At 72.4% G+C, this 13,753-nt stretch carries 13 protein-coding genes; 8 read left to right on the top strand and 5 right to left on the bottom strand.

What is annotated here, in order from left to right; all coding sequences use genetic code 11:
• Positions 1 to 29: 29 nt before the first annotated feature.
• The 4 genes from LG634_RS06175 to LG634_RS06190 all read right to left on the bottom strand — a co-directional run bounded on the left by LG634_RS06175 (position 30) and on the right by LG634_RS06190 (position 4,567).
• A complete protein-coding gene (locus LG634_RS06175) occupies positions 30 to 2,912 on the bottom strand; it encodes a type 2 lanthipeptide synthetase LanM family protein (protein WP_226732602.1) in 2,883 nt (960 codons plus the stop codon).
• Positions 2,913 to 3,027: 115 nt separating this feature from the next.
• Positions 3,028 to 3,231 carry a DUF6229 family protein gene (locus LG634_RS06180; RefSeq protein ID WP_226732603.1) on the bottom strand — a complete coding sequence of 68 codons (204 nt, stop codon included), beginning with the start codon at positions 3,229 to 3,231 and terminating at the stop codon, positions 3,028 to 3,030.
• 323 nt (positions 3,232 to 3,554) lie between these two features.
• A complete protein-coding gene (locus LG634_RS06185) occupies positions 3,555 to 3,935 on the bottom strand; it encodes a hypothetical protein (RefSeq protein ID WP_226732604.1) in 381 nt (126 codons plus the stop codon).
• A complete protein-coding gene (locus LG634_RS06190) occupies positions 3,932 to 4,567 on the bottom strand; it encodes a TetR/AcrR family transcriptional regulator (protein WP_226732605.1) in 636 nt (211 codons plus the stop codon). The genes LG634_RS06185 and LG634_RS06190 overlap by 4 nt, the downstream gene beginning before the upstream one ends.
• 249 nt (positions 4,568 to 4,816) lie before the next feature.
• Here LG634_RS06190 and LG634_RS06195 point away from each other — a divergent pair, with 249 nt between their 5' ends.
• The 6 genes from LG634_RS06195 to LG634_RS06220 all read left to right on the top strand — a co-directional run bounded on the left by LG634_RS06195 (position 4,817) and on the right by LG634_RS06220 (position 10,166).
• The gene (locus LG634_RS06195; protein ID WP_226732606.1) at positions 4,817 to 5,779 is read left to right on the top strand and encodes a ribosome-inactivating family protein; all 963 of its coding nucleotides are present in this window, start codon (positions 4,817 to 4,819) and stop codon (positions 5,777 to 5,779) included.
• Between the two features lie 273 nt (positions 5,780 to 6,052).
• A complete protein-coding gene (locus LG634_RS06200; RefSeq protein WP_226732607.1) occupies positions 6,053 to 7,072 on the top strand; it encodes an ABC transporter ATP-binding protein in 1,020 nt (339 codons plus the stop codon).
• On the top strand, positions 7,069 to 7,809 hold the full coding sequence (locus tag LG634_RS06205) for an ABC transporter permease (protein ID WP_226732608.1): 741 nt from the start codon (positions 7,069 to 7,071) through the stop codon (positions 7,807 to 7,809). The genes LG634_RS06200 and LG634_RS06205 overlap by 4 nt, the downstream gene beginning before the upstream one ends.
• A 5-nt stretch (positions 7,810 to 7,814) precedes the next feature.
• On the top strand, positions 7,815 to 9,020 hold the full coding sequence (locus LG634_RS06210) for a sensor histidine kinase (RefSeq protein WP_372482379.1): 1,206 nt from the start codon (positions 7,815 to 7,817) through the stop codon (positions 9,018 to 9,020).
• Complete coding sequence (locus LG634_RS06215; RefSeq protein ID WP_226732610.1) at positions 9,017 to 9,640, top strand: response regulator transcription factor; 624 nt, start codon at positions 9,017 to 9,019, stop codon at positions 9,638 to 9,640. Before LG634_RS06210 ends, LG634_RS06215 begins: the two co-directional genes overlap by 4 nt.
• Before the next feature lie 82 nt (positions 9,641 to 9,722).
• The gene (locus LG634_RS06220; RefSeq protein WP_226732611.1) at positions 9,723 to 10,166 is read left to right on the top strand and encodes a VOC family protein; all 444 of its coding nucleotides are present in this window, start codon (positions 9,723 to 9,725) and stop codon (positions 10,164 to 10,166) included.
• On the opposite strand, the gene LG634_RS06225 is transcribed toward LG634_RS06220, so the two are convergent.
• Positions 10,132 to 11,037, bottom strand: a complete 906-nt coding sequence (locus tag LG634_RS06225; RefSeq protein WP_226732612.1) for an alpha/beta fold hydrolase — start codon at positions 11,035 to 11,037, stop codon at positions 10,132 to 10,134. The genes LG634_RS06220 and LG634_RS06225 overlap by 35 nt on opposite strands.
• Before the next feature lie 72 nt (positions 11,038 to 11,109).
• Here LG634_RS06225 and LG634_RS06230 point away from each other — a divergent pair, with 72 nt between their 5' ends.
• On the top strand, positions 11,110 to 12,087 hold the full coding sequence (locus LG634_RS06230; protein WP_226732613.1) for an ArsR/SmtB family transcription factor: 978 nt from the start codon (positions 11,110 to 11,112) through the stop codon (positions 12,085 to 12,087).
• A gap of 232 nt (positions 12,088 to 12,319) precedes the next feature.
• Positions 12,320 to 13,675: a hypothetical protein gene (locus LG634_RS06235; protein ID WP_226732614.1), complete on the top strand. Its 1,356-nt coding sequence runs from the start codon at positions 12,320 to 12,322 to the stop codon at positions 13,673 to 13,675.
• The last annotated feature ends 78 nt before the right edge of the window (positions 13,676 to 13,753 follow it).

Below are 13,753 nucleotides of genomic sequence, written 5' to 3' on the forward strand. Positions count from 1 at the left end.
CGAGGCCCGGGTCCCTGTGCCGGCCCCTGTTACGGCCCCGGCGCCGGCCCTTGTTCCTGTCCTTGTTCCGGTCCCGGTGCCGGGGGAAGGGCCAGGAGGAGTGGGGAGCAGAGCCGGGCTTCGGGGTGCATCCGCAGCAGGTGGTGGACCACTCCGGAGAGCCCGGGGAGAAGTCCCGGCGCGAACGCCTCTTTGGCGAGGCCGCCGACCGGGCCGCGCTGTTCGATTCCCGCGAGCAGCTCGCCGTCGGCCTGCGCGGCGGAGGGGCCTTCGTAGCCTCCCAACGGGCGTACGCGGTGCAGGAGTTCCCAGAGTCCGAGATCGCCGTGGCACAGGGTGTGGCTCCAGCCGAAGCCCTCGCGCAGGCCGGCCGGTACCGAGCGCAGCGCGGTGTCCGGATGCCGCGGATCGCCGGTGCGTTCGTGGAGGTCGACGGCTGCCAGGCCGATGCCCGTGCTGCCGTGGCACCACGCGGTGGGGTGGTCGACCTCGCCGCCGACGCGGGCATCGGCCCAGGCCCGTACCGCGGGGGAGTAGAGCGTCTCCTCGAAGTCCTGGGCCAGGGAGCCGAGTTCGTACCAGCGCCGCCGGTCGGCCGGGCTCGCGGCGGCGGAGAGGGCGAGCCGGGTGAGGGCCCAGCCGGCGCCGGTGGCGCCGTGGGCGAAGCCGCCGATGCCCTCGGGGAACATCGCGGTGGACCACCGCGCTCCGCGGTCGTCGACGATCGCGGTCCGTTCCAGATGCCGTCCGGCCTCCGCGGCGATGCCCAACCACTGATCCTCGCCGGTGAGTTCGGCGAGTCCGAGCAGCGGGACGATCACGCCCGCCGCCCCGCCGAGCACGTCCAGCGCCCGGTCCTCGGCGATGGCCGCCGGGGTCAGCAGCGCCGCCCTGCCGCGGGCGCGGTCCAGCAGCCCGGGCGTGCCGAGCAGGCGGTGCAGGGCGCACCAGGTCCACACCTGCGAGGCGATGCCGGTGAACCCGCCGACCGGGCGGGTGGGCGTGAGGTCCTCGGTGGCGGCGAGCACCTCCAGGGTGCCGGCCAGGACGGACTCGGCACCGGCCACCGGATCGGCCCGCCCGGCCCGCTGCTCCTGCACGTACTCCGCGAGGGCGAGCGCGACCCCGCCCTGCCCGGTGTAGAGGTCCGCGCCGAGCGGGCGGATCGCCCAGCCGAAGTCGGTGAGCACCGGACTGATCCAGGTCGCGGTCGCGTCGGCACCGCGTACGGCCGCTGCGCAGACCGTCGTCAGGACCTCGGCCGCCAGCGTGCGCCGTCGCCGGTCGAGGTCCGCCGTGCTCGGTGTGAGGGCGGGCGTGCGGACCCGGTCGGGGAGCCGGCGTTCGTTGAGGTAGGCGCCGACCAGTGCGCTGCGGATGGTGTCCCGCTCCCGGGCGAGGTCGGCCCGGCGCCACCCGGTCAGGAAGGCGGCCAGTTGCGTGCCGTCCACGTGCTCGTCGAACACGGGGACGTCGCCGACCAGCAGGTCCGCGATCTCGCCCTCGATGACGTCCGGGTCGCGGGGTGCACCCGGGGCGGCGAGGGCGTTGCGCCGGAGGATGTCCCGGCCCCGCTCCAGGGCGGCGGCGGGGTCGTGCAGCGAAGCGGGGTGCCAGAGCATCCGGCCGATGTCCGAGTAGGTCTGTGTGGGCCGCCGGACCCTGCGGACCCGGCATCCGTCGAACACCTTCATGAGCGTGGCGAGTTCACCGCGTGCATCGAGTTCGGCCAGCGCCCCGGTGAGGGAGTCGAAGCCGGTGAGCACCTGGTCCCAGTGGCGGATCAGTACGGGCTCCGGGCTGGGGTGGTTGCGGGCCGGGGGCAGGTCGACCACGCCGATCTCCATCCGGGCGGTGTCCAGCCCGCCGTCGGCGATGACCGGGACGCGGATGCTCGGCTGCTGACCGGGCAGGCCGCCCGCGGCGGAGAGGTCGACACCGGCGAGGGCGTAGCCGTCGGTGCGCAGCGGGAGGATGCCGGTGCGCAGCACGGTGTTGCGGATGGTCCGTGCGGCCCGGTCCACGGCGTCGCCGCGTCCGCTGGGCGGGACGTCCACGTCGGGCGTGAAGAGGGCTTCGGCGTCGACCACGGCGGGCACCGGGCCGTGGGCCACCAGGTTCTCGGCGTGCAGGTCGGTCCCGCCGAGGAGGCGCATCACCGCCAGCCAGCCGCCCAGGGCGCGGTAGAAGCGGGCGAGTTCGGCCTCGTCACGGCAGTGGCGGTGGTCGAGGTGTTCGGTCCACCCGTAGCCGTGCCGGACCACCGCCTGCGGTACGCCGAGGTCCGCCCCGCCCGGCACGGCGGAGACGAACGAGCGCAGCGCGGCGTCCACTTCCACCGGCCGCGGCTTGTACATGAGGGCGGCGTCCTCGAAGACCAGCCGGGCCACCGCCCGTCCGCCCTGGTGGGTGTCGCCGCGGGCGAGTTCCAGCGCGCGCAGTGGCCCCGGGGCGCGGCCGAGCAGGCCGGTGATGGCCTGGCGGTCCGCCGCGAGCCGCGCCCCCAGTTCGACGGCGCCGTCGATCAGGAGGCGCCCGGAGGCGAGGGCCCGTGGGTGCAGCGCCGGGTACCGGTCGTGCAGGGACCCGAGGAATGCGGGGGTGGCGGCGTGCCGGAGGAAGGAGTCCCAGCGGGCGGCCGGGTCGGCGCCGGGCAGTTCTCCGGCCAGGGCGGCGGCCCGGAGTTCCAGCAGGAGAACCCGGTTGAGGCGGAGCTGGAGGGTCCTGTTCAGGGCCTCGCGGGTCGCCTCGCGCAGCACCTCGCGTTCGTCGGGGGCCAGCCCGGTGATGCCGGGGATCCGGTCGTCCAGTTCCGCGAGCAGCGGGCCGGCGAAGACGCCCACCGGTGCCGCGAACCAGCCCTCGGGCGGGGGCCCGTCGGCCGTGCGGGCCGCTGCCACCGGTTCCACCATGCTGAGTCCTCTCCCGACGCTGATTGGGTTCGTACGCCCGGCGCGAGGCCGGGGGACCCGTGCGGGTCCCCCGGCCTCGCGGGTGGTGCTGAACGGTGTTCTGAACGGTGGTGCGTCAGCAGCAGTAGCTGTGCCACGAGCCGGTACAGCTGCTGCATCCGGTGATCAGTGCGTCGGTGGCGTCGGTCAGCGCGGCCTCACCGGCCGCACCGCCCACGTAGAGCGGGCCGGCCGGGTTGTCGGTGCCGAAGGCCGTCTCCGCTCCCTGGAGCCAGGCGGTGACGATCTCGTCCGTACGTGTGGTGGACATGACGGTCATGCGGAACCTCCTGCGAGTCGCGGGATGTGCACGGTGCCCCAGCATCCACCGGAGAACCTTGCTGTGGTGGCTATCAGAACCGGCCAATCATCAAACAGATGTGCGGGTACGCGTGCCTCGATCCGCAGCCCGCCGCCGCGCTTCCGGACGGGGGCCGGACGCGGTCAGGTCGCGGACGCAGGCCGAGGTGGCGGGCGGTGCCCGCCTCCGGACGGCCGGGCCGGGCACAGCCGTCCCGGTCGGCCGCGGCGGCGGTCGCCCCGTCCCTCAAGTGGCATGGACCGTACGCAAATCAGCCCGCGCCGTCGAAAGGCGCCGGTGTCTTACGCGGCGCCCGCCCCGGCCAGCACGGCCACCGGCAGCAGCAGGATCCACTGCGGCAGCCGCAGCAGCGGCCTGGACCACCCCATCGACAGGGTCACCGCCAGGAACACCGCCGCGTAGGCGAGGAAATGCGCCGCGACGAACCACGCGACGAGTGCACGCCCCGCCGTCCCGTCCGCCACCGAGAGCCAGAGCAGTGCGGCCGCGGACAGCACCAGGTCCGCCGTGACCATGTGCCAGACGGCGTGCAGCGCGCCCCGGGGTTCCGCGGCCAGATCGCCGGTCAGCAGGGGGCGTACGACGTCCTTGTGGCCGGCGGTCATGTGTATCCCCGCCACGCCGAACGCGACCACGCCTGCTGCGAGGAGCCAACCGTTCATCGTGTCCCGACCCCCTTGGTGACGATGGCGGCCAGTTTCTCGGCCAGTTGCCCGTCGGGCTGCTCCCCGATCAGCCCGACGTGGAAGAGCACTGCTCCGGCCAGCGTGTCCAGCACCAGGTCCACGGGAGTGTCCGGCGCGGTCTCCCCGCGCAGCACGGCGCGTTCGAAGACGATCAGCAGCCGCTCCTTCGCCGGAGCGAGGAAGTCCCCGCGGATCCGCCCGCTCAGGACGGGATCGGCGGCGAAGTCGGCGAGCAGCCCAGGGAGGGCCGCAGCGGCGGCCGGCGCCCGGAACTCCTCGACCAGCCCCCGCACCAGGGCGGCCAGATCCCCGGCCAGCGTGCCGGTGTCCGGAACCGGAGCCCGCTCGGTGGTGGTGAACACCGCCTCGAACACCAGCTCCGGCTTGCCGGACCACCGCCGGTAGACCGTGTCCTTGCCGACACCGGCACGCCCGGCCACCGCTCCGATGGACGTACCGGCATAGCCGCTCTCCGTCACCAGCTCGACGGTCGCGCGAAGAATGGCCTCGTGGGTACGGGGATCTCTGGGACGGCCTCTGGGAGCCGGTGAGTTGGTCACACGACTTACATTACAGGTCGACCCGTTTGATAAATAGCCCGGTCGCATGCGTGCCCCCGCTGACGTCAGGCGCACCTGCGCGAGCGCCGTACGGAGTGGGCGCCGGGCGGGCCGTGCCGTCGGGCTGACGTCCCGCCACCGAGGGCTTCACCCGGGACGACGCGTTCCGCGGGTTCGCGTCAGCGAGACGTGTGCGAGACGTGTGCGAGACGTGTGTGAGTCGTCAGCGGTGGCTCGTAGCGTGGGGCCAACGGCCGTCCGGGTCCGCTTCTCGACCAAACAGGGAGAACCTGCCGAATGAAAATCAACTTATCCGCCCGCCCGATGTTCGGGCGAATCATGGTATTGATTCTGGCGTTGGTGGCATCTGTCGGACTCACGCAGGCCCCCGCCTCGACCGCGACCGCAGTAACGCCTCGGTGGGTTCGCGTGGACTGGGACATCACGAACCTCCAGCCCAATACGTCCAGCTCGTACGCGGCGAACTCCTACTGGTCGATGCTGGCATCGGTTCGGGAATACGCAAGCACCGGAATTCCGCCGCACCACGGTGCCACCTATTCGGTAACCGACCGCAATTCGAACAGGTATATCGAAGTTGCGCTGATGGATTCGTCGAATCAGGCGGTGCCGCATCGCCTGTCCCTCATCCTCGATGCGAGAAATCTGTACGCAGTGGGGTTCTTCACGCCGCAAAGCAGGTATCTCTTCAGGGGCACGGACGTGAATCGCGTCGTGGCCTCGTACAACGCGGTCCACGGCGGGCTGCAGCCGGGGCATTTCACCTACCTGCCGTTCGGTGAAAACTACAACGATTTCTCCCGGGACGAGTGGCGCGCCGACACGTCGTTCCTGGGGCTGCGAAGCGACATCAACAGGCTTGTCGACCTCAGGGGAACCATAGGTCAGAACACCCCTCCGGCCATCGCGGCCGCACGCTCCCTCACTCAGGTCGTGGCCGCAGTATCCGAAGCCGCACGATTCGGATGGATCCAGAACCGCATCCTCAACACGATCCGGAGCGGTTCTGACATCGACGGAAACAACAGGTACAGCCACCTGGGCCCCTTCGGTGCCGAAATGGAAACCAGCTGGGCGGCCCTCACCCGGCTCCTTTCCGCCAACGCGGCGGGACGGCAAGGGGTGCCGGTGAACATCAACAACCGGATCTATTCGAATCGCACTGAAGTGGAGCATGGGGACCCGAGCCGGAACATGCCTGCCATTGACGTGTTCGTAGCCCTCGGATCTCAATGGTGACCTGACGCCGGGTGCCCGCGCCACCGAGTGGCGCGGGCACGCCGACGTATGTTCCGGAGCGCTTCGCGGCACTCAGCCGCTTCCGATCGGGCCACCGGCGCCCGGTGGCCGCCACATCGCAGTCCCCCGGCCGGCAGACGCACGGCACCTCGGGCACCGGCAGACGCGCGGCACCCCGGACAACCGGCGCACCCGGCCGCATGACAGATGTCATGCGCAGCCCACGACACCCGGCACTGCCGCCCGTACCCCGGCGCCGACGAAGCTGGGGGCATGACGACGACGACCGTGAAGACCGCCGGCACCACGGTGGTGAGCTTCCAGAACGTGACCAAGAGCTACGGCCGGGTCCGCGCGGTCGACGGCCTCACCCTCGACCTGCACCCGGGGGAGACCGTCGCCCTGCTCGGCCCCAACGGAGCCGGCAAGTCCTCCACCCTCGACCTCCTCCTCGGCCTGCGCACCCCCGACTCCGGCACCGTCCGGCTCTTCGGCGGCACCCCGCAGCAGGCCCTCGCCCGCGGCCGGGTCGGCGCCATGCTCCAGAGCGGTGGCCTGATGGAGGAGGTCTCCGTACGCGAGCTCGTGGCGCTCGGCTGCGCCCTGCACCCGAACCCGTACCCGGTGGACGAGGTCCTGGCCCGGGCCGGCGTCACGGCCCTCGCCGACCGCATGGTCAACAAGCTCTCGGGCGGCCAGGAGCAGCGGGTGCGCTTCGCGCTCGCGACCGCCGGGTCGGCCGACCTCATCGTGCTCGACGAGCCCACCACCGGCATGGACGTCACCACCCGCCAGGCCTTCTGGGCCACCATGCGCGAGCAGGCCGACCAGGGCCGCTCGGTCCTGTTCGCCACCCACTACCTGGAGGAGGCGGACGCCGTCGCCGACCGGGTGGTGGTCCTCCACCGGGGCCGGCTGCTCGCCGACGGCACGGCCGCCGAGATCAAGGCGAAGGCCGGCGCCCGCCGGATCTCCTTCGACCTGGACCCGGACCCGGACCCCGGCCCGGACCCCGCCATCGGCCCCGCCCCGGACCCCGCCACCGCCATCGGCCCCGACCCGGCTTCCGCCTCCGGCCCGTCCGCAGCCGTCGCGGCACAGCTGCGGGGCCTGCCGCACCTGACCCGCGCGGAAATCCACGGCAGCACGGTCCGCCTCCAGTCCCGCGACGCCGACGCCACCGTGCACGCCCTCTACGGCCTCGGGCTCTACCCACGCAACCTCGAAGTCGCCGGACTGGGCCTGGAACAGGCCTTCATCGCTCTGACCGAAGCCGAGGAGGCCCGCCCGTGAACGCCCTCGTGAAGCTCGAAATCACCCGAGCGCTGCGGAACAAGAAGTTCCTGTTCTTTACGGTGATCTACCCCGCCGCCCTGTTCCTGATGATCGGCGGCACCCAGACCGGCTCCACCCGCGTCCTGGGCACCACCCTCTCCCTGCCCGCCTACTTCATGGTCGCCATGGCCTCCTTCGGCGCCCTCACCGCCGTCCTCATGGGCAACAGCGAACGGATCGCCAAGGAACGCGAGAGCGGCTGGGTCCGCCAGCTGCGGCTGACCGCCCTGCCAGGCCACGGCTACGTTCTCGCCAAGGTCGCCGGCTCCGCCGTGGTCAGCCTGCCGGCCATCGTGGTGGTCTTCGCGGTCGCCGCCGCCACCAAGGGCATCCGCCTGGAGACCTGGCAATGGGCCGCCCTCACCGGCGCCATCTGGGCCGGCAGCCTCGTGTTCGCCGCCCTCGGCGTCGCCATCGGCTACCTCGTCAGCGGCGACACCGCCCGGCCCGTCACGATGATCGTCTACTTCGCCCTGTCGATCCTCGGCGGCCTCTGGATGCCGACCGCCGTCTACCCGCAGTGGCTCCAGGACATCGCCCGGTGGCTGCCCACCCACGCCTACGCCTCACTCGGCCAGGCCATCGAACTCGGCTCCGCCCCCCGGCCCGGCGACGTCGCCCTCCTCGCCGCGTACTTCGTCCTCTTCGCAGGAGGCGCCGCCTGGCTGTACCGCAAGGACACACTGAAGGGATGAACACGATGCAGCCGTCCGCGCCGCAGCCGCGGGAGACCACGGACTTCTTCGGCTACGGCACCCGGGCGACGTCCTCCCTGCCCACGCCCGAGACCCGGCGGCAGACGGCGGTCAAGGCCCTGTGGACCGTCGTCTGGCTGTTCTACCTCGGCGCACCCGTGACCGACCTCGTCCGCGGCGGGCACGGCAGCGGCGCCCGGGCCCTCGGCGCCCTGGGGCTGGCCTGCTTCGTTGCCTGGTACCTGGTGCTGATCTTCCGCGCCGACCGCGGCACGTCCGCCCGCCGGATGCTGCTCAACCTGGCCGTGCTCGGCTTCCTCGCGCTGGCGCTGTCCCTCTCGCTCGGCCGCGAGTGGCTGGTCCTGTTCGTCTACGTGTCGATCGCCTCGGGAGCCTCCCTGCCCGCGCGGACCGCCCGCTGGACGGTGCCCGCCGCCACCGCCCTGCTGGTGGCCGTCGGGTACGCGGTGCCCGACGGCACCTCGTACCTCGTCGGGCTGGTGGTGCCCGCGCTGCTCGGCGGGTTCGCGATGGTCGGCGTGCGGCAGCTCATCCGCACCACCCAGGAACTGCGCCGGGCCCGCGCCACGGTGGCCCAGCTCGCCGCCAACGAGGAGCGCCTGCGGCTCGCCCGCGACCTGCACGACCTGCTCGGCCACTCGCTCAGCCTGGTCACCATCAAGAGCGAACTCGCTGGCCGGATGCTGCCCGACCACCCCGAGCAGGCGGCCCTGCAGGTCGCCGACATCGAACGCGTCAGCCGACAGGCGCTGGTCGACGTACGGGAGGCCGTGACCGGCTACCGGAGACCCACCCTGCCCGGTGAACTCGCGGGCGCCCGCACCGCGTTGGCCGCCGCCGGCATCGACGGGGACCTGCCGGCAGACGACGGGTTCCCGGACCTCGCACCGGAGGCCGAATCCGCCCTCGCCTGGGCGCTGCGCGAGGCCGTCACCAACGTCGTGCGGCACAGCGGCGCCCGGCGCTGCACGGTCTCCCTCCGGCCCCATCAGACACTGGACGGCCCGATGCTCGCCCTGCGCGTCGCCGACGACGGCAGCGGCGGCTCCGCCACACCCGGCAACGGGCTCACGGGCCTGACCGAACGCCTCGCCGCCGTCCGCGGCACCCTGCGGGCCGGCCCGCTCCGCAACGGCTTCGAACTCGTCGCCACCGTGCCCGTAGGGCCTGACCTAGGATCGGCCCCATGACACCCCCCGCCCGCCCGATCCGGGTCCTGCTCGCCGAGGACCAGTCGATGGTCCGCGAGGCGCTGGCAGCCCTGCTGGGCCTGGAACCGGACATCGAGGTGGTGGCGCAGGCCGCCCGCGGCGACGAGGTCCTGGCCGTGGCGCGGGCGCACGAGGTGGACGTGGCGCTGCTGGACATCGAGATGCCGGGCATGACGGGCATCGAAGCCGCCGCCGTCCTGCGCGCGGAGCTGCCCGGTGTGAAGGTCGTCGTGTTGACCACCTTCGGACGGCCCGGCTACCTGCGCGGCGCGATGGAGGCCGGCGCCTCGGCCTTCCTCGTCAAGGACGCCCCCGCGGCCCGACTGGCCGATGCCGTACGACGGGTCCTGGCGGGCGAGCGGGTCATCGACCCGACCCTGGCGGCAGCCGCCCTGGCCGAAGGCGCGAACCCCCTGACCGACCGCGAACGCGAAGTCCTGCGCGCCGCGGCCGGCGGCGCCACCAACGCCGAACTCGCCGCCGCCCTCCACCTCTCCCAGGGCACGGTCCGCAACTACCTCTCCACAGCCATCCGGAAACTCTCCGCCCGCAACCGCACGGAAGCGGCCCGGTCGGCCCGGGACAAGGGCTGGCTGTAACGCCCGGGCGGCCGGTGTGGGAGACGCCCGCTGCCGGGGCGATCCGGCAAGGTGGGTGTCTGCCGGAGAAGGAGGAGCAGGCATGGGGATTCGGCGGATGGACAACGTGGGGATCGTCGTCGAGGACATGGACGGCGCCGTCGCGTTCTTCGTGGAACTCGGGATGGAAGTGGAGGGAAGGACCGAGGTCCAAGGGCTCTTCGCCGACCGGTGCACCGGGCTCGACGGGGTGCGCTGCGACATCGCGATGCTGCGAACCCCGGACGGCCACAGCCGGATCGAGCTGGCGAAATACCACACCCCCGCGGTGATCGACGACGGTCGGCGGAACCGGCCGCACAACGTCCTGGGCACGCACCGCGTCATGTTCGCCGTCGACGACATCGAGGACACCGTCGCCCGCCTGCGCCCCCACGGCGCGGAACTCGTCGGCGAGATCGCCCGCTACGAGGACAGCTACCTCCTCTGCTACCTCCGTGGCCCGGCCGGCATCATCGTGGGGCTCGCCGAGGAACTGGGCCGGTGAGGGCCGCTTCAGGACCGGGTGGGCGCCCGGTGAGGAAGTCAGCCACCGTCGTGGTGAACGTCGACGGGTCGTCCAGCCAGGGGTAGTGGCCGGCGTTCGGCTGGACGGTGAGCTGTGTGCTGGAGAAGAGGGGGGACGCGTCCGCGGCCGACCGGGCGGTGGGCCACAGGTCCAGTTCGCCCGCGAGGAGCAGGACGGGGCAGGGCAGGGCGGCCAGGCGCTGCCGGAGGTCCTCGGTGTCGGGTGTGTAGTCCTTGTAGTAGTGCTCGCTGACCGGCAGTGAACGCTGGGCGGGGTCGGCGGCGGCGTGCGCACGGGCGGCATCGTCCCAGCGGCCGTACATCAGCGGCTCGAAGGCGAACCGGTACGGCGCGGCCTCGGAGGAGGTGCGCGCGGACCTCATGTGCCGGTGCGCGGCAACGGCGTCGGCGTGCCAGGGCTCGCCCGCACGGGCGGCGATCACCTCGGCCGCGCCGGTGTCGGAGGGCAGCCCGACGGCGGCGAACGAGGGGGTGACCAGGGTCAGGCTGTCCAGCCGGTCGGGGTGGGCCGCGGCGTAGAGCATGGCGAGGCTCCCGCCGGCGGAGTGGCCCAGCAGGTCGAGGCGTTCCAGGCCGAGGTGGCGGCGGAGCGCCTCGACGTCGGCCACCAGGCGGTCGACCCGGCAGGTGGCCGGGTCGGCAGGCATCGCGGAGGCGCCGGTGCCGCGCGTGTCGGGCAGGATCAGGGTGCGGTGGGCGGACAGGCCGCCGAGATCGCCGAGGTAGTCGGCGGCCCGGCCGGGGCCGCCGGGGAGGCAGAGCAGCGGCGGCCCGGCGCCGAGCGTGCGGAAGGCGAGCGCGGTGCCGTCGTACGAGGTGAAGGTCTCCATGGCGGACAGCCTGCGGGGCCGCGGCCGGGTCCGGCTATCGTTCAGCCACGGCTAAACGATCGGGGGACGGACATGCCGGTGGAGATCCGCCTCTCGGCGGCCGAGGTGGCGCGGGTCCGGCTCGCGGTGTCGCCCCTCGCGGAGACGGTGTTCGGCGTACGGGCGGCGCTCGGCGCCGGCGGGCACGAGGTGCACCGGCCGTGGGTGGGCGAGGCGCAGCCGGTGCTGGCGGCGGAACCGGAGCTGCCGTTGCTGCGGACGCTGCTGGAAGGCTGCCTGCCGTCGTTCCTGTTCCCGGTGCCGCAGGAGCGCCTGCCCGCTTTCGACGCCGAGCTGGCGGACCTGCGGGCGACGGACCCGGCGTACGTCGCGGCGGAGTGCGCCGCGCTGGGCGTCCGGGCCGGGCAACTGCCGGAGCCGGCGGAGCTGGTGGAACGGGTGGCCGGTGCCCTGGCGCGCTGTCACGCCCGGCTGGTGGCCCCGCACTGGGGCCGGATGCGGGCCGTGCTGGAGGCGGACCTTGCGCGGCGGGCGGTGGCGCTGGTCGACAGCGGGGTGGCGGGCCTCTTCGCGCAGCTGCACCGCGATGTGGTGTGGCGGGAGGGCGAGTTGGTGGTGCACGGGCGCCGCCGTGCGGGTGCGGTGTGGACGGTCGAAGCGGGCGGGCACGGGCTGGTGCTGATGCCGTCCGTGTTCGGCTGGCCGGACGTCGTCGTCGACCACTCGCCGCGCACCGCCGCCTCCATCCGCTACCCGGCGTCCGGCGTCGGGCTGCTCTGGGAGCAGCCCCGTCCGACGCCCGCAGGGCTCGCCGCCGTCCTCGGCCGCACCCGCGCCGCACTGCTGGCCGAACTCGGCGAGCCGCTCGGCACCCCCGACCTCGCCGCCCGCCTGGGGGTCACCGCGAGCGCCGTCTCCCAGCACCTGGGCGCGCTGCGCGGTGCGGGCCTGGTGACGACCCGCCGCACGGGCCGGTCGGCCGTACACCTGCGGACCCGTACGGGCACGCTGCTCATGGACGAGGGAGCCGATCCGGTGGGCGCGGCCTAGAGTGCCGGCCGTGCTGACGGCCTTCAACGACATCGCGATCAACAACAACGCGATCAACAACAACGTGAACAGACCTGGCGGCACCCGCCCGACGTGCCCTTTCGGTGCCTCCGGGGTTCCTCTATGACTCCTCCTTCGGACCACGACAAACGCACGGGACCGGCGGAGACTCATGAGGCAAGGCGGCCCCACGGGCCCCTTCGACCACCCCACCTCATGAACAGGCACCGGCATGACCTCACCGCCCCCGCCCTCCCCGGCAGCCGAAACGGAAACCCTCGCGATCACCGAAGAGGGGGTGGTCCGGGCCGCCACGGCGAAGCAGCGAGCCGTCGAGCTGGGCAAGGCGGCAGTGCTGATCCGGGAGATCGAGAAGTGGCAGCAGCAGGGGATTCCGGAGCTGGTCACCAGCACCATCCCCTCGCTCCAGGAGGCTGCCGAGGCCTTCCAGTCGATCGTCTGGGAAGAGAAGCGGAAGGTCATGGAGACCCGGCGGCAGGCCGAACAGCGCATCGCCGACGCCGAATCTCCGGCTCCCGAGACCGGAGCGGACCAGCCCACTGGTGCGGAACCGGACGGGCAGCGCGCATTCGACGACGAACTCTCCCGCCGTCTCTGGGAGCTGAGCGAGCTCCAGGCGCAGGAGCAGAAGGCAGGGCAGCGGGTCGCAGCCGCCGCCGAGCAGCTCGTTCTGGTGCAGGAGATCGTCGACACCGCGCAGTACATCCTGAAGTACTACGCCGAGCGCGACGGGGCGTCGGCGGTCGCCGAAGTCCTGTCGAAGGTGCAGGGCACGGAGAAGATCCTGGACGCCGTCATCGGCATCGGACCGCACCCGACGCACAAGGGAATGCTGGTCCGGAAGGCGTGCCTGGAGGGCTATGCGACCGCACGTGAGGTCCGTTCTCTCCTCTCCGGGGGATGGCTGGGCAAGTCCCCGGAGCTCCAGAACGAGTTCACCCTCCGGCTGGCCGTGCTCGAGGAAAGCCTGGAGAGGTTCCGGGCTTGCCAGGAACTGATCGAAAGCGGGGACCTGCGGTCCGCCGCCCTGCCGCTCGTGGAACAGACCCTCCAGACCGTGCGGGAAGAGGTCGTTCCTGCGGAATCCCGGTGGAACGACCTGGTCGACGGTGCCAGGAGGACCGCGGCCGAGATCGAGCAGGACGTCAAGAAGCTCGTCGCCAAGGTCTCCGCAGGCACTCCGCCCCCGCCCCCAGCTCGCGCGGAGACGATCTCGTTGGACCCCGACGAAAAGTACCTCCTCAAAACACTGGCCGAGCACCTGCTGGAAGAGACGCTGACCGACGACAAGTACAACGCCATGGTGCGGAGCGTGGGGCTCGACTCCCTCATGGTCGACGGATCAGGGCACAAGCGGGCCAGCGTCGAAGTGGCCCTCGCCCGGGTGGGCATCGCGGCCGGGGCCAAGGCCGAACAGGTGGGTGCGGAAATCGACAGGACCATCGGCGACGCCAAGATCGCACTCGCCGAGGTGCGTCGCCAGGCCGGCACCGGGTTCTCCAACTTCGGGAAGATCTTCAAGGAGACGCTCGACGACCTCGCCGACAAGGTGAAGGAGAAGAAGTAGGGACAGCCGCCGGGCAGCGGGGTCCCGAGGCGCGCTCCCAGGACGTCCCGGGCCGGGCGTCGCGGATCATGGAGTCCG

The sequence above is a fragment of the Streptomyces bambusae genome, assembly GCF_020532645.1.
Classification (GTDB): domain Bacteria; phylum Actinomycetota; class Actinomycetes; order Streptomycetales; family Streptomycetaceae; genus Streptomyces; species Streptomyces bambusae.